The organism is Pseudotabrizicola formosa, from assembly GCF_002900965.1.
Classification (GTDB): Bacteria; Pseudomonadota; Alphaproteobacteria; order Rhodobacterales; family Rhodobacteraceae; genus Pseudotabrizicola; species Pseudotabrizicola formosa.
In genome coordinates, this window is sequence record NZ_PJOM01000003.1 from 265,654 (window position 1) to 284,727 (window position 19,074).

Sequence of the window (19,074 nt, forward strand, 5' to 3'; positions counted from 1 at the left end):
TGCGTTTCAGAGGCCGTCCAGCGCATCCGTCTCGGCATCGTTGAAGCCCGCACGCCGTTCGAACCGGGTGCTGTGTCCGCGCTCCAACAGCCAGAGCCGTGCGATCTGAGTGTCGCGCGCGCCCACCGTTTCGACCCATTTCGCGAAGGATTTGACCGAGCGCCGCGCCATATGCCGCGCGGGGCAGACGAGCCAGTAAGCGGGAAATTCGATCGCCTCGAATTGGGATGACAAAGGCACAAGCTGACCGCGCCGCAGTTCCTCGAAAGCCAGGGTGGTGCTTTCCAGAATGACGCCGCCGCCGTCCCGCGCCAGTTGAACCGACATTGACGACCGGTCGAAGCGATAGGAATAGCTCATCTGTGCGCCCTGCACACCATTGCGGGGCAACCAGTAATCCCAGCGAAAATAGGCTTTCACGCTGTCGATCAGCCGCGCTTTCGCCAATTGCTCGCGCGGATCGGGCGACAATGCCTGAAGTTCCGCCAGATACGACGGTGCGCACATCGGCAGCACCAGATCATGCGCGATGCAGTTCGAATAAAGACCCGCCCAGCCACCTTCACCATAGCGCAGGTCCAAGTCGACCACCTCGGTCTCGAACTCGGAAAAGTTGGGCGTTGCATCCACCCGCAAGTCCCAGGTCGGGTGTTCGCGCACAAACTCGATCAGCCGCGGTGCCAGCCAGCGCACGCCAAAAGAAGGGCTGACCCGGATCGACAGATTGTGGCTTTCGCGTTGACGGACGATGGCGCTGCGCACCTCGCGGATGGATTGAAACGCCTGACTGGTGGTCTGAAACAACCTCTCGCCATCAATCGTCAGGCGCAGATGGCGCTTTTCGCGATGAAACAGCCGTACTCCCAATTGCTGTTCCAGAAAGCGGATCTGCTGGCTGACAGCAGAGGCAGACACCTGCAATTCCTCTGATGCGCGCGCCACGCCTCCCAAACGGGCGACGGCTTCGAAATGCGCCATGGAGTTGAGGTTCAGATCGCGTGCCATGGTGCAAAGTAGTAATGCAGGCTTCGTGAGGCAATTGATTTGATTGACGCAATCTTGCTGCCATCGCTTTTCGCAAAGAAATATGATATCTACCGTCAGGATCACCTCGCACCTCAGCTGGTCGAGATCGCCGTGGCGAGTGGCTGCTCTCGCAGATGCAATGCGGCCGTAAGCACGTCAGACCTCTGCCCCCCCTTCAGGGCGATTCCATGTCGCAAAGTGCACTCTCCGCCCGTTGAGACTTTTCACCTCTGCCGTTTGGGCGCCGGGCCACGGCAATCGACCAGAAAAGGTTAGTCAAATCTGGAATATGCCCAACGATTTCAACGAAGAGAAGTGCAGAGGTTGGTCAACCTAAACCATTGAAAAAGTCAGACTGTCGCACTCCGTCACGGGTTGCCACCTCCCTTGATATTGCTTCGGCTGCGGGCTTGGGCCCGTTGCGCGCTCTGGTCAGAATTCGGGCAGGGTCACAGGTCGGTGCGTCTGTGCCCTTCCGCATCTCACGATCATTTGTCCCTTGGCTGCTTTTGCCATTTGTGCCTTGCGGCATAGTTGGGTCTAATGGGACCGAAGCAACCCCAATGGAGGCGTCGACATGGCCATTTCCCCCCCCGAGACCGATCTGGTGGAGGCGATTGAGCGGCTGGGGGACCGGCTGGGGCAGGCCAAGGCCTCGGTCAACCGGCGGTTCATCGGGCAGGAAAAGGTGGTCGATCTGGTGCTGGCCTCGATGCTCTGCGGTGGTCATGCCTTGCTGGTGGGCCTGCCGGGACTGGGCAAGACGCGGCTGGTCGATACGCTGGGCACGGTGATGGGCCTGTCTGCCAACCGCATCCAGTTCACGCCGGATCTGATGCCTGCCGATATTCTGGGATCGGAGGTGCTGGAAACGGCGGATGGCGGGGCGCGGGCGTTCCGGTTCATCGAAGGGCCGATCTTTTGCCAGTTGCTGATGGCGGACGAGATCAACCGCGCCAGCCCCCGCACGCAATCGGCGCTGCTGCAGGCGATGCAGGAAAAGGAAGTCACCATCGCCGGGCAGCACCGCAAGCTGGGCCGTCCGTTCCATGTGCTGGCCACCCAGAACCCGATTGAGCAGGAAGGCACCTATCCACTGCCCGAAGCGCAGCTGGACCGGTTTCTGGTGCAGGTCGATGTCGAATATCCGACCCGCGCCACCGAGCGGGACATTCTGATTGCCACCACCGGGGCCGAAGAGGCGCAATCGACGCAAGTGTTTACCGCTGACGAGTTGCTGGCGGCGCAATCCGTGCTGCGGCGGATGCCGGTCGGGGAGGCTGTGGTGGAGGCGATCCTTGATCTGGTGCGCGCCTGCCGTCCGGGCGAGGCCGAGGGCCGCGATCTGGAGGGCAGTCTGAGCTGGGGGCCGGGGCCGCGCGCGGCGCAGGCCCTGATGCTGACGGTGCGGGCGCGGGCGCTGCTGGATGGGCGGCTGGCCCCGTCGGTGGCGGATGTGGCGGCGATGAGCCGGGCGGTGCTGACGCATCGGATGGCGCTGTCTTTTGCCGCGCGCGCGCGGGGCGAGACGCTGGCGGGGATCATCGACCGTGTGACCAGCCGCACCTTGCGGCTTGAGGCGGCTGCGTGAGCCTTGACCTTCAGTCCCGCGCCGAGGCGCTTGGCCAGTCGCTGCCGCCGCTGATGGCCGAGGCCGAATTGCTGGCTGCCACGGTGATGATGGGCGAACACGGGCGCAGGCGGGCGGGGCAGGGCGATGAATTCTGGCAATACCGCCCGGTGAATGCGGGCGATTCCGCACGGCTGATCGATTGGCGCCGCTCGGCACGGGGCGATGCGCATTTCGTGCGCGAGCGCGAATGGCAATCGGCGCAATCGGTGACGCTTTGGGTTGATCCGGGCAAGTCGATGGCGTTTTCCGGCGACAAGGCGCGCGCGCCGAAGGCGGACCGCGCAAAGGTGCTGGCTCTGGCCACCGCCGTCTTGCTGCTGCGGGCGGGGGAACGGGTCGGGCTGGCGGGTGATGCCGCCCCACCGCGTCCGGGACGGTCGCAGATCGTTAAGCTGGCGGCGGTCTTGTCCGGGGTGGCAGAGGGGGGCGAATACGGCGCACCGACGGCCACCGGCATGGTCAGCCATGGCCGGGCGCTGTTCCTGTCGGATTTCTTTGGCGATCTGACCGTGCTGGAAAAGGCGCTGACCGAAGCTGCCGACCGGGGCGTGCGCGGCGCGCTGGTGCAGGTGCTGGACCCGGCGGAGGAGGAGTTTCCGTTTTCGGGCCGGACAGTGTTTGAATCGATGGGCGGCGGGGTGCGGCATGAAACGCAGCAGGCGGGTGATCTGCGGGCGCGCTACCTTGCGCGGTTGGCCGAGCGCAAGGACCGGCTGGCAGATCTGGCCCGTGCGGTGGGCTGGCATGTGACCACGCATCACACCGGGCAACCGGCGCAGGCGGGCCTGTTGTGGATCTATACCGCCTTGCAGGGGGGCCGCTGATGTTCATGCTGGGGCCCATCGGGTTTGCAACGCCCATGCTTTTGCTGGGGCTGATCGCGCTGCCCATCCTGTGGCTCTTGTTGCGGGCCGTGCCGCCCGCGCCGATCCGGCGGCGGTTCCCGGGCGTGGCATTGTTGCTGGGTCTGCGTGACGAGGAGGCCGAGGCCGACAAGACGCCGTGGTGGCTGCTCCTGTTGCGGATGGCGGCGATTGCCGCCGCCATCATCGCCTTTGCCGGGCCGGTGTTGAATCCGGTGGCGCGGCAGGCGGGGACCGGGCCGCTTCTGATCGTGATGGATGCCACATGGGCCGATGCGCGCGACTGGCCGCGCCGGCTGGACCGGACTTCGGCCTTGCTGGACGAGGCGGCGCGCGACGGCCGCCCGGTGGCGCTGATCCGGCTGAGTGATACGCCGGGCGAGGTGGCGTTTCAGGCAGCGGATGCGGTGGCGACCCGGCTGGCGGGGGTGACGCCGCAGGCCTGGGCTCCGCGCGATCTGTCCGGATGGGCAGGCGCGCTGCCCGAGGGCGGGTTTGATACGTTCTGGCTGTCGGATGGGCTGGATCATCCGGGGCGCGCGGTCCTGATGGGCGCGCTGGAGGCCAAGGGCGCGGTGACCGTGTTCGAAAGCCCGCGCCCGGTGTTTGCGCTGCATCCGGCGCTCTATGACGAGGGGGCGATCCAGCTGGCCGCCACCCGCCTGCCTGCGGCGGACCCGGTGTCGGTCGAGGTGTCGGCGCGCGGGCCTGATCCGTCGGGGGTGGAGCGCGAGTTGGCGCGAATCTCGCTGGACTTTGGCCTTGGGGCCGAACGGGCCGAGGCGGCACTGTCGTTGCCGCCCGAATTGCGCAACCGGATCACCCGCTTCGAGATTGCGGGCCTGCGGTCGGCGGGGGCAGTCAGCCTGACCGATGACAGCCTGAAGCGGCGCAAGGTGGCGCTGATCGGCGGCGGGGCGGACCGCGAGGGTCTGCAACTGCTGTCGCCGCTGCACTATCTGCGGCAGGCGCTGGAACCGGTGGCGGACCTGATGGAAGGGTCATTGACCGACCTTTTGCTGGCCTCTCCGGATGTGGTGATCATGGCCGATGTGGCGCGGCTGTCGCAGGCCGATACCGATGCGCTGCTGGATTGGCTGGATACGGGCGGGCTGCTCTTGCGCTTTGCCGGGCCGCAGATGGCGGCGTCCGATATCAGCCGCACGGTGGAAGACCCGCTGCTGCCGGTGCGCCTGCGCGAAGGCGGTCGGTCGGTCGGGGGCGCGATGAGCTGGGGGGAGCCGAAGACACTGGCACCCTTCCCCGAAGACTCGCCGTTCCACGGGCTGCCCTTGCCCGAGGATGTGACCATCACCTCGCAGGTGCTGGCACAGCCTGACCCCGAACTGGCCGAGCGCACGATTGCGGCACTGGCTGATGGCACGCCTCTGGTCACCCGCAAGGTGGTGGGGCAGGGGCAGGTGGTGCTGGTGCATGTGACGGCGAATGCCGAATGGTCCACCCTGCCGTTGTCGGGGCTGTTCATGTCGATGCTGGAGCGGCTGGCGGTGTCCACCCGCCCCGTCGCGCCCGAGGCCGCCGATCTGGCTGGCCAGATCTGGGTGCCCGAGGTGGTGCTGGACGCCTACGGCCAACCGCAGGAGGCGGGCGAGCTGCCGGGGCAACCCGGCGAGGTGCTGGCGCAAGCGATGGTGGCAGGCCCCGGGCCTGACCAGCCACCGGGGCTCTATGCCGGGTCTGACCGGCGGGTGGCGCTGAACGTGATTGCTGCGGATACCACGCTGGCCGCCGCGACATGGCCGCAGGGGACGGTGATCGAAGGCCTAGACGCGCCGCCGGAACAGGCGCTGAAGGGTGCGTTCCTGTCCGGGGGTTTGGTGCTGTTGATGCTGGATATTCTGGCGGCCCTTTGGGTGTCGGGCCGTCTGGGCGGGTTCGCCCGCAAGGCGGCGATGCTGGCGGCGCTGGTGTTGCTGGCCCCGGATGCGCAGGCCCAAGGTATGCCCGATGATGCCAAGGCGCTGGAGGCGACGACGGGGCTGGTGCTGGCGCATGTGGTGACCGGCGATGCACAGCTGGACGAGACGGCGGCGGCAGGTCTGCTGGGTCTGGGCGAGATCCTGTGGCAACGCACCTCGATCGAGCCGGATCAGCCGGTGGGGGTGAACATCGAAACCGACGAGTTGGCGTTCTTTCCCTTCCTGTACTGGCCGGTGTCCACGGCGCAGCCGCTGCCCTCGGCCACCGCTTATTCCAAGCTGAACGATTACCTGCGCACCGGGGGGATGATCCTGTTTGATACCCGCGACGCCGATCTTGCGGGCGGCACTTCGCCCGAGGGGCAGCACCTGCAACGGCTTGCTGCCGGGCTGAACATTCCGCCGTTGGAGCAGATCCCGGCAGATCATGTGCTGACGCGCACCTTCTATCTGTTGCAGGATTTCCCCGGTCGTCACCAGCGCAGCTCGCTGTGGGTGGAGGCCGCCCCGCCGGATGCCGAACAGGTGGACGGCATGCCGTTCCGCAATCTGAATGACGGGGTGACGCCGGTGGTGATCGGCGGCAACGACTGGGCCTCGGCCTGGGCCGTGGGGGCCAATGGCGCACCGCTGCTGCCGGTGGGACGCGGCTTTGCCGGCGAGCGGCAGCGTGAACTGGCCTATCGCTTTGGCGTCAACCTGATCATGCATGTTCTGACAGGCAACTATAAATCCGATCAGGTCCATGTGCCTGCCCTGCTGGAAAGGCTTGGCCAATGATGCAAAGCCTTGTGTTCGCGCCGCTGATTCCATGGCCTCTGATCTGGGGGGCACTGGCCTTTGCCCTGGTCCTGCTGGCGTTGGCGGTGGTGCGTGGGCTGTCGGGCTGGGGCTTGCGGGCGGTGGCGGCGGGTCTGGTGCTGCTGGCGCTGGCCAACCCGGCCTTGCAAGAGGAAGACCGCAGCCCGCAATCCGACATCGTGATCGCGGTGGTGGATGACAGTGCCAGCCAGCACCTGTCCGACCGCCCCGCCCAGACCGAGCGGGCGTTGGCGGCCTTGCAGGCCGAGGTCGCGGCGCTGGACAACACCGAATTGCGCGTGACCCGCGTGGGCGACGGGCCCGAGGATGCTGGCACGCTGGCAATGACGGCCTTGGCCGAGGCGCTGGCGGAAGAGCCGCGCGCGCGGGTGGCGGGGGCGGTGATCATCAGCGACGGGCAGGTGCATGACCTTGATCTTGTTCCCAACCTGCCCGCGCCGCTGCATGTGCTGCTGACCGGCGCGCCGGAGGATTGGGACCGTCGGTTGATCGTGAAAAACGCCCCTGCCTTTGCCATCCTGGGTGAAGAGGTGATGCTGACCCTGCGGATCGAGGATCAGGGTGCGGTGCCTGCGAGCATAGGCCCGATGGCGGAGTTGACCATCGCGGTGGATGCCGATGCGCCACAAACCTATACCGTGCCAGTGGGTGAGGATCTGGAACTGCCCGTGACCCTGCCGCATGGCGGGATGAACGTGTTGCAATTCACGGTGGCCGGTGCCGAGGGGGAGCTGACCGACCGCAACAATGCTGCCGTGGTGCAGATCAATGGCGTGCGCGACCGTTTGCGGGTGCTGTTGGTGTCGGGTGAGCCGCATGCGGGCGAACGGGTCTGGCGCAATCTGCTGAAGTCGGATGCGAGCGTGGATCTGGTGCATTTCACCATCCTGCGCCCGCCCGAAAAGCAGGACGGTATCCCGGTTTCGGAACTGTCGCTGATCGCCTTTCCCACGCGGGAGCTGTTCGTGGAAAAGATCGAGGAATTCGATCTGATCGTATTTGACCGCTATTCGATGCGGGGCATCCTGCCGATGTCTTACATGGAAAACATCGTGAATTACGTGCGCGGGGGCGGCACGGTGCTGGTGGCCGCCGGGCCGGAATATGGCGCGGTTGACAGTCTGTGGCGCTCGCCCCTGGCCGAGATCCTGCCCGCCGACCCCACGGCACGGGTGATCGAGGGCGGGTTTCAGCCCCAACTCACCGATCTGGGCCGCCGCCATCCGGTGACCGAGGGACTGGAGGATCTGGCGCCTGAAGGTGGCTGGGGCCGCTGGTTCCGTATGGTCGATGTGATCCCGCGTGCGGGGCAGGTGGTGATGGAAGGGCCGGACAACCGGCCGCTTCTCATCCTTAACCGGGTGGAGGAAGGGCGGGTGGCGATCCTTGCCTCCGACCATGCCTGGCTTTGGGGCCGGGGGTATGAAGGCGGCGGGCCACAGCTGGAACTGCTGCGCCGGCTGGCGCATTGGATGCTGAAAGAGCCGGAGCTGGAAGAGGAGACCCTGACCGGCACGGTGTCGGGCCAGACCCTGACCGTGATCCGCCGCAGCATCGAGGAAACTCCGCCGGGGGATGTGACCATCACCGGGCCAGACGGCGCGGAAACCGCGCTGCCGCTGGTGGAAATCTCTCCGGGACGGCATGAAGGCGTGTTTGAAGCGCCGAGTGTGGGCCTCTATCGGCTGGAACAGGGCGCATTGAGCCGGGTGGTCGCCGTCGGCCCATCGTCGCCACGCGAATTTGTGGAAACGATTGCCTCGGATGAGCCGCTTGCCGACCCCGTGGCGGCCACGAATGGCGGCATTTTGCGTCTGTCTGACGGCATGCCGGACCTGCGCACGGTGCGCGACGGGCGGCCAGCCTCGGGGCGCGGCTGGATCGGGGTCACTCCGCGGGGGGCCTATGTGACACAGGATGTGCGGGTGGCCGCCCTGTTGCCGGGCTGGGCCTGGCTTTTGCTGGTGGCGGGCTTTGCCATCACCGCCTGGCTGATCGAAGGCCGCAAGGGGGCGCGGCGGGCTGGGTAGTCAGCGTGCCAGCATCACCTTGCGCGAGAGCGAGGCGAATTCGCGGCGCAAGAGCACGAAACAGGTGACGACAGTCGCGCCGATGAGGGACCATGGCCCCAACAGCCAGGTGATCGCGGCAAGGGCGAAATAAATCGACTGCAGCCCACGGTTGAAGCTCTTGGCGGCGGTGATGTTGATCTCTGCCGCCTGATCGGCGCGCGGATAGGCCAGCGGGTCCGCCGCATCATTCGGCACCGCAGCCATCAGGATCGCGCAATAGCCGAACAAACGGTGGGCCCAGACGAATTTCAGCAGGGCATTGGCCAGAAACAGCAACACAAGGATGATCTTCAGCTCGACCCGGACCCCTGCCGGTTCCAGCGTCAGATCCTGTGCCAGCCCCTCCAATGTGGTGATATTGCCGATCAGCGCGACACCGCCGCCGATGGCGATCATCGAGGTCGAGGCAAAAAACGCCGTGCTCTGGCGCAGCGAATCGATGATATTGGCGTCAAAGATGCGCGGCGAGCGGGTGACGAACTGGCGCATCCAATCACGCCGGTAGGTGGCCATAAGTGCGGAAACCGAAGGGCGCGAGGCTGGCGGATGTTCGGCCAGCCAACCGGTGGCGGCCCACATAACGATCAGCACCGCAAGGGCGATCCCGTCCAATGTGTCGAGCGAGAAGGTGGCGAACAAGGATGTCATGCGACGACAGTAGCCAAAGCCCATGCGCTTTCCCACGGTAAAATTGGTTATTTCATTTTACCAATCTCTGCGCTACGCTCCAAGGTGACCGTCAGTCAGAGGATCCGCCGATGGAAATGCCCGCGCCGAACAGTCTGGTTCTGTCCGCCAAGCCGCAGATCGTGGCGCGGCTGCGAAAGGTTCTGCCGCCTGATGCGGTGATCGAAGATGCGGCGGAAACCCGGGCCTATGAATGCGATGCCTTGACCGCCTACCGCTGTCCGCCGCTGGCGGTGGTCTTGCCGCGCACGACCGATGAGGTGTCGGCGGTGCTGCGGATCTGCCATGAAGAGGGGGTGCCGGTGGTGCCGCGCGGGTCGGGCACGTCGCTGGCGGGGGGCGCGCTGCCGACGGCGGATTGCGTGATCCTTGGGGTGGCGCGGATGACCGCAGTGCTGGAGACCGATTATGACAATCGGTTCATCCGGGTGCAATCGGGCCGCACCAACCTGAGCGTGACGGGTGCTGTGGAGTCTGATGGCTTTTTCTATGCGCCAGACCCGTCCAGCCAGCTGGCCTGCGCCATCGCGGGAAATATTGCGATGAATTCGGGCGGGGCGCATTGCCTGAAATACGGGGTGACGACCAACAATCTGCTGGGCGTCACGCTGGTGCAAATGGATGGCACGGTGCTGGAGATCGGCGGCGCGCATATGGATGCCGGCGGGCTGGACCTGCTGGGCGTGATCTGCGGCAGTGAGGGGCAGCTGGGTGTGGTGACAGAAGCCACCCTGCGCATCCTGCCCAAGCCAGAAGGCGCGCGGCCGGTGCTGGTGGGGTTCGACAGCAACGAGGTGGCGGGCGAATGTGTGTCTGACATCATCAAGGCCGGCGTGCTGCCGGTGGCGATCGAATTCATGGATCGCCCTTGCATCGAGGCGACCGAGGCCTTTGCCAAGGCGGGCTACCCTGATTGCGAGGCGCTGCTGATCATCGAGGTCGAGGGCAGCGCCGCCGAGATTGACGAACAGCTGGCGCTGATCAAGACCATCGCGCTGCGCCACAACCCGGTGGAATTCCGCGAGGCGGCGGATGAGGATCAGGCCAAACGCATCTGGCTGGGCCGCAAATCGGCCTTTGGCGCGATGGGGCAGATCAATGATTACATGTGTCTGGATGGCACGATTCCGGTGTCATCGCTGCCTTACGTGCTGCGCCGGATTGCCGAGATGTCTAAGGAAATCGGGCTGGATGTGGCGAACGTGTTTCACGCGGGCGACGGCAACATGCACCCGTTGATCCTGTTCGATGCCAACAAACCCGGCGATCTGGAACGATGTGAGGCTTTGGGAGCCGATATCCTGCGGCTTTGTGTCGAGGTGGGCGGTTGCCTGACCGGCGAACATGGCGTGGGGATCGAAAAGCGCGACCTGATGGGCGTGCAATTCGCGCCCGATGATCTGGAGGCGCAGTTGTGGGTCAAGGATGTGTTTGATCCGCGCTGGTTGCTGAACCCGGCCAAGGTGTTTCCGCTGGCCGTGACGGCCAGCCGTCGCGCGGCCTGAACTGCCGGGGGTCTGTGTGCCCCCCAGGCTCAGCGGTTTTTCCGAACCAATGGCGAAACCGCTGAGTTTTCCCGAGGATATTTTTGAACAGGAAATGGGACAGGGAATGCGTCCTGAGACGGAGGCCGAACTGGCCGAGATCATTCGAGTGGCCAATGGGCCGTTCGTGGTGCGGGGCGGCGGCACGCGGTCTGTCGGTGCCTGTGAGGGTGCCGTGCTGGAAACCGGCGGGCTGTCGGGTGTCGTGCTTTACGAACCCGGCGCGTTGACGCTGGTGGCCGGGGCGGGAACGCCTTTGGCGCAGGTCGAGGCGCAGCTTGCGGCCGAGGGGCAGCGATTGCCCTTTGAGGTGCCGGACATGCGCGGTTTGCTGGGGTGTTCGGGGGAAAGCACCTTGGGCGGGGTGGTGGCGGCCAATGCCAGCGGCCCGCGCCGGGTGCAGGCGGGGGCCTGCCGCGACAGTCTGATCGGGGTGCGCTTTGTCGATGGCGCGGGCACGGTGATCAAGAACGGCGGGCGGGTGATGAAGAATGTCACCGGCTATGATCTGGTCAAGCTGATGGCGGGGTCCTGGGGCACCTTGGGGGTTCTGAGCGAGGTGAGCTTCAAGCTGTTGCCAGTGCCGGAGACGGGGGCGACGCTGATCTTGCGCGGCTTGTCTGATGCACAGGCGGTGCAGGCCATGGCCTCGGCGCTGGGGTCGCCCTTCGAGGTGAACGGCGCCGCGCATTGGCCGGGCGAGGGAACCTTCCTGCGGATCGAGGGGTTCGCGGCGTCTGTGGCCTATCGTGCCGCGCAGTTGCGGCGGCATCTGGCGGCCTTCGGCGCGCTGGAGATCGAAGAGGGCACGGCGCGTTGGGCCGGTATCCGCGATGTCACCCCGTTTCATGGGCGCAACGGCGATGTCTGGCGGATCTCGGTCAAGCCATCGGATGCGCCGGGGCTGGTGGCGCGGATGCGGGCGGATGCGGTGCTTTATGACTGGGGTGGCGGGCTGATCTGGGCTTTGGCGGAACCGGGAACCGATCTGCGGGCGGCATTGGGGGCCTTTGAGGGCCATGCGACGCGGGTGCGTGGCGCGGGACCGGGCGCGTTTCAGCCGGAATCACCCGGCGTGGCGGCGCTGACGCGGGGCTTGCGGGCAAAGTTCGACCCGCGCGGCATCCTGAACTCTGGCCTGATGGGGGCATGACATGCAGACCACCTTTACCCCTGATCAGCTGAAAGACCCTGGCATTGCTCGCGCCAATGAGGTGCTGCGGTCCTGCGTGCATTGCGGATTCTGCACCGCGACCTGCCCGACCTATCAGGTGCTGGGCGATGAGCTGGACAGCCCGCGCGGGCGGATCTACCTGATCAAGGACATGCTGGAACAGGGCCGCCCGGCGGATGCGCAGACGGTCAAGCATATTGACCGCTGCCTGTCTTGCCTGGCCTGCATGACGACCTGCCCCTCGGGCGTGCATTACATGCATCTGGTGGATCACGCGCGGGAGTATATCGAGGCGACCTACAAGCGCCCGTTCATGGACCGCATGTTGCGCGCGGTGCTGGCCCGGATCATCCCGCATCCGATGCGGTTCCGGGTGGCGATGTTCGGGGCCAAGCTGGCGCGGCCGTTCCGGAGACTGGTGCCCGATGCAAGGCTGCGGGCGATGCTGGATATGGCGGCGGTGCCGATCCCTCCGGTGAGCCGCAATGATGACCCGCAGGTCTTTGCCCCGCTTGCGCCCAAACGCATGCGGGTGGCGTTGATGACCGGCTGTGCGCAGAAGGCTTTGAACACCGATATCAATGATGCCACCATCCGCCTCCTGCGCCGGCTGGGAGCCGAGGTGGTGGTGGCAAAGGGCGCGGGCTGTTGCGGCGCGCTGACCCATCACATGGGCAAGTCCGAGCTGTCCCACACATCGGCCGCGGCCAACATCCGGGCCTGGATGGCCGAGAAGACGGGCGGCGGTTTGGATGCCATTGTGATCAACACCAGCGGATGTGGCACCACGATCAAGGACTATGGCCACATGTTCCGCAATGATCCCCTGGCACAGGACGCGGCCACGATTGCCGGGCTGGCAATGGATGTGTCGGAGGTGCTTTCAAAGCTGACCCTGCCCGAAGCTGCGCCCAAGCGGATCAAGGTGGCCTATCACGCTGCCTGCAGTCTGCAACACGGCCAGCAGATCAAGACGCTGCCCAAGGATCTGCTGAAACGGGCAGGGTTCACGGTGGTGGAACCGGCGGACAGCCATCTGTGCTGCGGATCAGCCGGGACCTACAACCTTTTGCAGCCCGAGATCAGCCAGCAACTGAAGGCGCGCAAGGTTCAGACGCTGGAGGCGAAAGCGCCCGACATCATCGCGGCAGGCAATATCGGCTGCATGATGCAGATCGGGTCGGCGACCGGCGTGCCGGTCGTGCATACGGTCGAGCTGCTGGATTGGGCAACGGGTGGCCCCCGGCCCCGCGCGCTTGGCGCGGTAGGGCCGGAGTGAGTGGCAAGGGGCGCGGCCTGCCGCCCGATCAGGTGGGAGGCGGGCCGATGATGACAACCGGAGCGGGTGCCGGGGCCGCCGCTTCTTCGGTGTCCGCGGCGCCCAGACCAACGCCGACGCTGACACCACTGCTGCCGAAGTCATAGCCGATGTCCATGCCGACATAGCTGTTGCGGGCCAGGTAAGCGATGCCGACATTCGGACGGATCGATTGTGAGCCCACCATGTAATCGACGCCGAGCGAGCCGACGAATTCCTTGCGCTCGTCATCCGAAAACACCCGCAGGCCGATGCCGGTATCGCCGCGAGAGCCGCCGCCCCAGGTGAAGGTCAGGCCAAGGCCGAGGGTCGGGTCCGCCGCAGCGGGGGTGGCGAGGGCCAAAATCACCGGAAGGGCTGTCAAATATCTGTATCGCATCAGGGCACCTGAATGAGAGAGATTGGGTTTCTATACGCGACAGGCTAGCGCGAAGGCTTGGTTCGGGCAAGCCTTCGCTGGTGCCGCAGGGCCTGTGGTCAAACGCGCCAAACACGGTCATAAATCTGCCAGACTCCGCAGGCAAAGGGCAGGAATGCACCGGGCAAGCGCAGGCCGGACAGGGTAGGAACGGAGGATCCATGCGGTTCAGTCAAGCCATAGGTGCCGCAGCTCTGGCCCTGATCCTGCCGGCCCTAGTCCTGAGCGCCCCGGCACTGGCGCAAGGAAAGGGGTTGCGGTCGCTGCAGACCGGTGACGATTCACGCGGCTGGGAGGCCGTGGGGCGGCTTGATCTTGGCGACCGGGGGTTTTGCACTGGGGCGCTGATTGCCGAGGATCTGGTGCTGACGGCGGCGCATTGTCTGTTCGACAAGGAAACCGGTGTCAGCATTGACGCGTCAACCATCCAGTTTCTGGCAGGCTGGCGCAACGGGCGGGCGGCGGCCTATCGCGGCGTGCGCCGCGCCCTGGCGCATCCGGAATATGTCTATGGCGGCGGCGATGCCATGCAACGCGTGCCGTTTGACGTGGCGCTGTTGCAGCTGGATCAGCCGATCCGCCTGCCGTCAATCCAGCCCTATTCGACGGACACGCGGCCCGCCACCGGCGACGAGGTCGGCGTGGTGTCTTATGCGCAGGACCGGGCCGAAGCCCCGTCGTTGCAGCAGGTTTGTCATGTGCTGGGCCGGCAATCCATGTTGCGGGCCGGGGTGGTGCTGAAGCCCATCGGCGACGGGCTGGATACGCTGGTTCTGTCCTGTGATGTCGATTTCGGCTCTTCGGGCGCGCCGGTGTTTTCGCTCAGGGACGGCACCTTGCGCATTGTATCGGTGATCTCTGCCAAGGCCGAGGTGGATGGCCGCAAGGTATCGCTTGGCACGCCCTTGGCCGACCACATTGCCTTTTTGCAAGGCAAGCTTGCCGAGGGCGGATCGCGGCTGCGCCCGGCCAATGTGCGGGTTCTGTCGGGCGGATCGGGCGGAAAATTCATTCAGCCCTGAGGGCGTGGTTTGGATGCGGCGCGCGGCGCGACTGGTCTTGAAACCGGGTTTTGCGCTTCCTACCTTTCAGTCATCGGGTGCCACAACGGGCCCGGAACCTTGACTGGCCGCCCTTGACCGGGGGCCTTTCTGCTCGCATCGCTTTGAAAAGGATGACCCATGCGTAATTTTGATCTTGCCCCGCTGTATCGCGCCACTGTCGGCTTTGACCGTATTGCCGATCTTGTGGACCGCGCGCTGACCGCCGATGTGGCCCAGCCAACCTATCCCCCCTATAATATCGAAAAGACCGATGACGACGCCTATCGTATTTCGGTCGCTGTGGCCGGGTTCTCTCCGGATGAACTGTCGGTCGAGGTGAAGGAAGGCGCGTTGCATGTCACCGCGCGCAGGGCCCCCGAGGCTGAGGGAAAAACCTATCTGCACCGTGGCATTGCCACGCGCGCCTTCGAGCGTCGCTTCGCTTTGGCCGATCATGTTCGCGTGACCGGCGCCGAGCACGCCCATGGCATGCTGCATATCGACCTGATCCGCGAAACGCCCGAGGCGTTGAAACCCCGCCGGATCGAGATTGGCCGCGGCTCTGACGTGCAGGCGAAGGCTTTGGAAAGCACTGCGGTCTGATGACGGTTTCACCCTGAACACAGGCCCGCCGGACAGGTTCCGGCGGGCCTTTTTCGGTCATTTCGCGTCTTGCGCCAGAGACTGGGCCAGTCGCATCAGCGTTACCGCCTCGTCCCGGTAGCCGAATGGATCTTCGCCCCGGTTCGCCTCTGCCAGGGTGATCGCCTGATCCCAGCCCCAATCTTCCAGATCGGCCGATGCGCGCAACAGCTGGCCAAAGCCGGCGATGGCTGCGGCAAAGCGGGCGTCGGGCCCGGTGCCGGTGTCCGCGACAATCGGCATCTCGATCACGGCATTGACTGACTCGCCCGGGGCCTTGTAGCGCAGGCGCACAAAGCCAAGCTCTGGCGCGTCTTGGGCCATCTCGCCGGTGGCGGCCGCATCGGCCATTGCGTCGGACACCGCCGTGCCATAGCGCAGCGGGTCGTTTCGCAGGGCGGGGCTGCCGGGGGCTGTCACCTCATAGAGCGCTGTCACCTGATGGCCCGCAGTAATCGCCCCCATGCCGGCCGCGTCGGTGGTGGATTGCCCGGGTTGCAGGGCCTGGGTTTCATGGCCGATCAGCCGGTATTCTGCCACCTGGCCCGGGTTCCATTCAACGTCGATCGTCACCTCATCGGCGATCGGGAACAATGGCCCGGTCAGCTGGTCCATCAGCACCTTGCGTGCCTCGTTCAGCGTGGCGACCGAGGCGGCACTGCCGTTGCCGTTCTGCGCCAGCGACTGCATCACGGCCTCATCAAGCGCGTCGCGGCCAAAGGCCAGAACCGACAGGTTGACCCCGGTCTTGCCTTTGCGGGCCACAAAGCCCTCCATCCCTTCGGGATCATCGACGCCCAGGTTGAAGTCGCCATCGGTGGCCAGCAGGATGCGGCTGACCTCGCCTGCCGCCGTCATGCCTTCGGCTAGGCTATAGGCCAGCGTCAGGCCCGCCGTTTCCGCCAGTGGATTGCGCGTCTCCAGCTGGTCCAACGCTGCCAGAATGGTGGCACTCTGGTTGGCCGGGGTCGGTGCCAGCACTTCGCCCGGCGTTCCGGCATAGGCGACAATGGCCACCTGATCCTCTTGCCGCATTTCGGCCAGCATCAGGCGCAGCGCTTGCTTCAAGAGCGGCAGTCTGTCCGGCGTATCCATCGACTCCGAAGTGTCGATGAGCAGCACAAGGTTCAGTGGCGGACGGGCGGCCACCTCGGGCAGGCGGCCTTGCAGGCCGATCTGCACCAGCCGGGTGTCGGGATTCCATGGGGTCGGCATCACCGTCACGTTGGCGCGGAAGGGGGGCTCTCCGGCTTCGGGTGCCGGATAGGCATAGGGGAAGTGGTTCACCATTTCCTCGACCCGCACGGCATCGGGCCTAGGCAAGGCACCAGCCATCAGGCTGCTGCGCACAAGGGCGTAGGACGCGGTGCCGATCTTGGCCGGAAAGGCAGAGACCGGAGCCTCTGCCGTAACGCGCAGCGGGTTGACCCCTGCATTGGCAAAACCCTTGGCCTCTGGCCCCTCCGCCATCGGCGCGCTGTCCGGCGCGGCCAGCGATGGTGGGGTTGCCGCATCGCCCTGTTCGGCGGCCGTGGATTCGGCTGCGCGCTCGGGTTGCGCCTCGGCAGGTGCGGTCCTGCGGGTCATCATGGGCGCGGCCTCTGGCGGCTCTGCGGGGGAGGGGACCGCCATATCCTGGCTGCGCTGCGCCAGTTCCGAAGGTCCGCCCCCGGGCGTTTGCACCTCGGACTGCGGCAACAGCACCACCAGCCCGACTGTCAGTGCCGCGGCAGAGGTGGTCGCGGCCAGCAAGGGTTTCACGGACAGGCTTTTCAGCACCCTGCGCACCGCGCTTGCACCCCGCACGGTCGGCGCGCGGTCGGCAAGGGGGCGCAGCGGCGGCGTCAATCCCTGGCGTGACAGGGCAGAGTCCTCATAGGCTGCCATCGCACGATTCATGGCCCTGGCCTTGGCAGCGGCGTCGCTTGCAGGGGGCGCTTGCAATGCGGCGCGCAGTCTTTCGAAATCCGGGTCGCGGGTCATGCCTTTGCCTCCTCGGTGGCCAGGGCGCGCAGCCGTTTTTTCACTTCGGACATCCGCCAGGCAATCGTGCCTTCCGACAGGCCCAGCACCGCGCCGGCCTCGGCCTGGGTCATGTCTTCGCCCAGCACCAGCGCCACGGTGTCGCGCAGTTCCACCGGCAGCCGGGCCATGGACTCCGCCAGCCAGTCCTGCGCCGCGCGGTCTTCGGCTATGGCCTCTTGCCGGGAGATTTCCCAATCACCCCAGCCGGTTGCTGCCCGGTTGCGGACCGCGGCACGGCGGCGTGCGTCATGGGCGGCATTGACCACCACGCGGTAGAGCCATGTGGTAAAGCGCGCCTCGGCCCGCCAGCCGCGCAGGCGGTGGGGCAGGGCGGCGCAGATGTCCTGTGCCAGATCTTCGGCTTCTGCCCGGCTGCCGGTCAACCGCCAGCCAAGCCCGAAGATCCGGTCATAATGCCGGGTCACCAGTGCCGCAAAGGCAGCGTGGTCGCCGCTGGCTGCCGCGAGGGCGAGGGTTTCATCCGAGGTGTCCATCAACATCACATTAGGTCAGACGCGCGCCGGGGGGCAATCCTTGGCTGTCGCTTTGGCAGATGGAAGATAAACTGCGGTCTAAATGGGTGCCCCGACCCGGGGAAGGCCGGGGCACCGGACGCGCCTTGCTTTGGGGGACAACAGCAAGGCGGTTTGGCAAGATCATGAAACGGCATCGCGCAAACAAGGGAAAAATCCTGCGCCCCGACCCGAGAGTGATCGGGGCGCAGGTGCCGTCTTGCCCCGGACCAGGACCAGACGGATTCAATGACTTTAAGCGAAATAGACACCCCGACCCGGGGAAGGCCGGGGTGCCGGGTGCGCCTTGCCCTTGGGGACACGCAGGCAAGACGCGGAAAACCGGGGGCTGATCAGTAGATCAGGCTGTCATAGACGCCGTAGCTGCCGGCGCGGGTCTGCAACTGCCGCTCGCCGCCGCTGTCGCGGGCATAGGCCACCACGGCGCGATAGGTGCCGGGACCAAACGAGGCGTCAATGCCGCCGGTGTAATAGCCAAAGGCCCGCAGACGGCTTTGGATCGCGCGGCGTTGCGCGGCCGAATAGGTGTTGAAGGTCTGCGCCGCGACCGTCGCATGCACGGAACTGTTTGACCCGATCACCCGGCCGCTGGTGCTTTGGTAGTGGTCGTTGTGCGGACGATACTGGTGGCTGTACTCTTGGCGCGGACGGTAGTGCTGTTTGTGGTCATCGCGGTGACGATACTTCGGTTGTGGCTGCCGATGTGGCTGCGGGCGATAGACCGGCTGCGGTTGGGCCTGTGGTGCACGGGCCTGCGCATCATTGATCAGCGCCCCGATGATCACGGTGGCGGCGACGCCCTTCAGAAAGTTGCGCTCGTTCTTCCCAAGCGCCTGCGCCGGGGCAGCGGCGGTGACGGCGATCGACAAGGCGGTGACAGCAGCGATGGCGGCGGTCTTCACGTTTGTAAACATCGGGTTTCCTTTCCCAGAGATCGCGGGGCTGAGCAGAGCGCCGCTGTGATGGGAAACGATATGCGCCGATGGTCCGCGCTAGGCAAAAACGCCGCCGTGCTATGTGATAGCACGTTTAGAATCAGTGACTTGTGGGGCTTTCAGCCTTCACGACACGCGTATTCGATCAGCCGGGGGCCGTGGTGCGGTTGCTGCAACGCCTGGTGCAGATCATCCGGGTCGGGCAACAGGCTGACAAAGGGCAGGCCGCAGGCCTGCGCAAAGGGGCCAAGATCGAGCGGTGATGGGGCGCATCCGATGACCTGCGTGCCCGCGGCTGCCATTGCCTCGGCACTCTTGCGGCAGCCCGCCTTAGTCCTGACGAAGCCACGGCCCCGTGATCACAAAGGCCACCCCGGTATGCCGCGCGGACACATGGCG

16 protein-coding genes are annotated in these 19,074 nt (G+C 65.7%); 9 read left to right on the forward strand and 7 right to left on the reverse strand.

Going from position 1 to position 19,074, the window contains the following annotated elements:
* Nucleotides 1–6: 6 nt before the first annotated feature.
* Nucleotides 7–1,005: a LysR substrate-binding domain-containing protein gene (locus tag CXR43_RS12525; RefSeq protein ID WP_103334410.1), complete on the reverse strand. Its 999-nt coding sequence runs from the start codon at nucleotides 1,003–1,005 to the stop codon at nucleotides 7–9.
* 598 nt (nucleotides 1,006–1,603) lie between these two features.
* Here CXR43_RS12525 and CXR43_RS12530 point away from each other — a divergent pair.
* The 4 genes from CXR43_RS12530 to CXR43_RS12545 are packed head-to-tail and all read left to right on the forward strand — an operon-like array spanning nucleotide 1,604 to nucleotide 8,314.
* Nucleotides 1,604–2,617 carry an AAA family ATPase gene (locus tag CXR43_RS12530; RefSeq protein ID WP_103334411.1) on the forward strand — a complete coding sequence of 338 codons (1,014 nt, stop codon included), beginning with the start codon at nucleotides 1,604–1,606 and terminating at the stop codon, nucleotides 2,615–2,617.
* Nucleotides 2,618–2,670: 53 nt separating this feature from the next.
* Entirely contained in the window at nucleotides 2,671–3,483 is an 813-nt protein-coding gene (locus CXR43_RS12535; protein WP_103334686.1) for a DUF58 domain-containing protein, read from the forward strand.
* On the forward strand, nucleotides 3,483–6,242 hold the full coding sequence (locus CXR43_RS12540; RefSeq protein WP_103334412.1) for a DUF4159 domain-containing protein: 2,760 nt from the start codon (nucleotides 3,483–3,485) through the stop codon (nucleotides 6,240–6,242). Before CXR43_RS12535 ends, CXR43_RS12540 begins: the two co-directional genes overlap by 1 nt.
* Nucleotides 6,242–8,314 carry a hypothetical protein gene (locus tag CXR43_RS12545; protein ID WP_210402098.1) on the forward strand — a complete coding sequence of 691 codons (2,073 nt, stop codon included), beginning with the start codon at nucleotides 6,242–6,244 and terminating at the stop codon, nucleotides 8,312–8,314. The genes CXR43_RS12540 and CXR43_RS12545 overlap by 1 nt, the downstream gene beginning before the upstream one ends.
* Here the strand turns inward: CXR43_RS12545 and CXR43_RS12550 are convergent, their stop codons facing one another.
* Nucleotides 8,315–9,004 (reverse strand): DUF599 domain-containing protein, encoded by a 690-nt coding sequence (locus tag CXR43_RS12550; protein WP_103334414.1) that lies wholly within the window; start codon nucleotides 9,002–9,004, stop codon nucleotides 8,315–8,317.
* A 110-nt stretch (nucleotides 9,005–9,114) separates the two neighbouring features.
* Between CXR43_RS12550 and CXR43_RS12555 the strand changes: the two genes are divergently transcribed.
* The 3 genes from CXR43_RS12555 to glcF all read left to right on the forward strand — a co-directional run bounded on the left by CXR43_RS12555 (nucleotide 9,115) and on the right by glcF (nucleotide 13,040).
* Nucleotides 9,115–10,548 carry an FAD-linked oxidase C-terminal domain-containing protein gene (locus tag CXR43_RS12555; RefSeq protein ID WP_103334415.1) on the forward strand — a complete coding sequence of 478 codons (1,434 nt, stop codon included), beginning with the start codon at nucleotides 9,115–9,117 and terminating at the stop codon, nucleotides 10,546–10,548.
* Nucleotides 10,549–10,654: 106 nt separating this feature from the next.
* Nucleotides 10,655–11,740: an FAD-binding protein gene (locus CXR43_RS12560; RefSeq protein ID WP_103334687.1), complete on the forward strand. Its 1,086-nt coding sequence runs from the start codon at nucleotides 10,655–10,657 to the stop codon at nucleotides 11,738–11,740.
* Between the two features lies 1 nt (nucleotide 11,741).
* The gene (gene glcF / locus CXR43_RS12565) at nucleotides 11,742–13,040 is read left to right on the forward strand and encodes a glycolate oxidase subunit GlcF (protein ID WP_103334416.1); all 1,299 of its coding nucleotides are present in this window, start codon (nucleotides 11,742–11,744) and stop codon (nucleotides 13,038–13,040) included.
* A 28-nt stretch (nucleotides 13,041–13,068) separates the two neighbouring features.
* On the opposite strand, the gene CXR43_RS12570 is transcribed toward glcF, so the two are convergent.
* Nucleotides 13,069–13,458: a hypothetical protein gene (locus CXR43_RS12570; RefSeq protein WP_146036519.1), complete on the reverse strand. Its 390-nt coding sequence runs from the start codon at nucleotides 13,456–13,458 to the stop codon at nucleotides 13,069–13,071.
* Between the two features lie 200 nt (nucleotides 13,459–13,658).
* On the opposite strand from CXR43_RS12570, the gene CXR43_RS12575 reads away from it, so the two are divergent.
* Complete coding sequence (locus CXR43_RS12575) at nucleotides 13,659–14,519, forward strand: trypsin-like serine peptidase (protein ID WP_103334418.1); 861 nt, start codon at nucleotides 13,659–13,661, stop codon at nucleotides 14,517–14,519.
* Between the two features lie 159 nt (nucleotides 14,520–14,678).
* Nucleotides 14,679–15,143, forward strand: a complete 465-nt coding sequence (locus CXR43_RS12580) for an Hsp20 family protein (protein WP_103334419.1) — start codon at nucleotides 14,679–14,681, stop codon at nucleotides 15,141–15,143.
* A gap of 57 nt (nucleotides 15,144–15,200) precedes the next feature.
* Here CXR43_RS12580 and CXR43_RS12585 read toward each other — a convergent pair whose 3' ends face one another.
* The 4 genes from CXR43_RS12585 to CXR43_RS17755 all read right to left on the reverse strand — a co-directional run bounded on the left by CXR43_RS12585 (nucleotide 15,201) and on the right by CXR43_RS17755 (nucleotide 18,977).
* Nucleotides 15,201–17,165, reverse strand: coding sequence for a YfbK domain-containing protein (locus CXR43_RS12585; RefSeq protein ID WP_103334420.1), 1,965 nt, complete (start codon nucleotides 17,163–17,165; stop codon nucleotides 15,201–15,203).
* Nucleotides 17,162–17,701, reverse strand: coding sequence for an RNA polymerase sigma factor (locus CXR43_RS12590; RefSeq protein ID WP_103334688.1), 540 nt, complete (start codon nucleotides 17,699–17,701; stop codon nucleotides 17,162–17,164). The genes CXR43_RS12585 and CXR43_RS12590 overlap by 4 nt, the downstream gene beginning before the upstream one ends.
* Before the next feature lie 371 nt (nucleotides 17,702–18,072).
* A complete protein-coding gene (locus CXR43_RS12595) occupies nucleotides 18,073–18,654 on the reverse strand; it encodes a peptidoglycan-binding domain-containing protein (protein ID WP_103334421.1) in 582 nt (193 codons plus the stop codon).
* Nucleotides 18,655–18,794: 140 nt separating this feature from the next.
* Complete coding sequence (locus CXR43_RS17755; RefSeq protein WP_146036520.1) at nucleotides 18,795–18,977, reverse strand: thiamine pyrophosphate-dependent enzyme; 183 nt, start codon at nucleotides 18,975–18,977, stop codon at nucleotides 18,795–18,797.
* Nucleotides 18,978–19,074 lie beyond the last annotated feature (97 nt).

Excerpts from the sequence above, each read along its gene's own strand:
- CXR43_RS12535 (WP_103334686.1), top strand. The coding sequence starts at position 2,671 with ATGGCCGAGGCCGAATTGCTGGCTGCCACGGTGATGATGGGCGAACAC.
- CXR43_RS17755 (WP_146036520.1), bottom strand. The coding sequence starts at position 18,977 with ATGGCAGCCGCGGGCACGCAGGTCATCGGATGCGCCCCATCACCGCTC.
- CXR43_RS12540 (WP_103334412.1), top strand. The coding sequence starts at position 3,483 with ATGTTCATGCTGGGGCCCATCGGGTTTGCAACGCCCATGCTTTTGCTG.
- CXR43_RS12550 (WP_103334414.1), bottom strand. The coding sequence starts at position 9,004 with ATGACATCCTTGTTCGCCACCTTCTCGCTCGACACATTGGACGGGATC.
- CXR43_RS12555 (WP_103334415.1), top strand. The coding sequence starts at position 9,115 with ATGGAAATGCCCGCGCCGAACAGTCTGGTTCTGTCCGCCAAGCCGCAG.
- glcF (WP_103334416.1), top strand. The coding sequence starts at position 11,742 with ATGCAGACCACCTTTACCCCTGATCAGCTGAAAGACCCTGGCATTGCT.
- CXR43_RS12595 (WP_103334421.1), bottom strand. The coding sequence starts at position 18,654 with ATGTTTACAAACGTGAAGACCGCCGCCATCGCTGCTGTCACCGCCTTG.
- CXR43_RS12575 (WP_103334418.1), top strand. The coding sequence starts at position 13,659 with ATGCGGTTCAGTCAAGCCATAGGTGCCGCAGCTCTGGCCCTGATCCTG.
- CXR43_RS12545 (WP_210402098.1), top strand. The coding sequence starts at position 6,242 with ATGCAAAGCCTTGTGTTCGCGCCGCTGATTCCATGGCCTCTGATCTGG.
- CXR43_RS12560 (WP_103334687.1), top strand. The coding sequence starts at position 10,655 with ATGCGTCCTGAGACGGAGGCCGAACTGGCCGAGATCATTCGAGTGGCC.
- CXR43_RS12580 (WP_103334419.1), top strand. The coding sequence starts at position 14,679 with ATGCGTAATTTTGATCTTGCCCCGCTGTATCGCGCCACTGTCGGCTTT.
- CXR43_RS12590 (WP_103334688.1), bottom strand. The coding sequence starts at position 17,701 with ATGGACACCTCGGATGAAACCCTCGCCCTCGCGGCAGCCAGCGGCGAC.
- CXR43_RS12585 (WP_103334420.1), bottom strand. The coding sequence starts at position 17,165 with ATGACCCGCGACCCGGATTTCGAAAGACTGCGCGCCGCATTGCAAGCG.
- CXR43_RS12525 (WP_103334410.1), bottom strand. The coding sequence starts at position 1,005 with ATGGCACGCGATCTGAACCTCAACTCCATGGCGCATTTCGAAGCCGTC.
- CXR43_RS12570 (WP_146036519.1), bottom strand. The coding sequence starts at position 13,458 with ATGCGATACAGATATTTGACAGCCCTTCCGGTGATTTTGGCCCTCGCC.
- CXR43_RS12530 (WP_103334411.1), top strand. The coding sequence starts at position 1,604 with ATGGCCATTTCCCCCCCCGAGACCGATCTGGTGGAGGCGATTGAGCGG.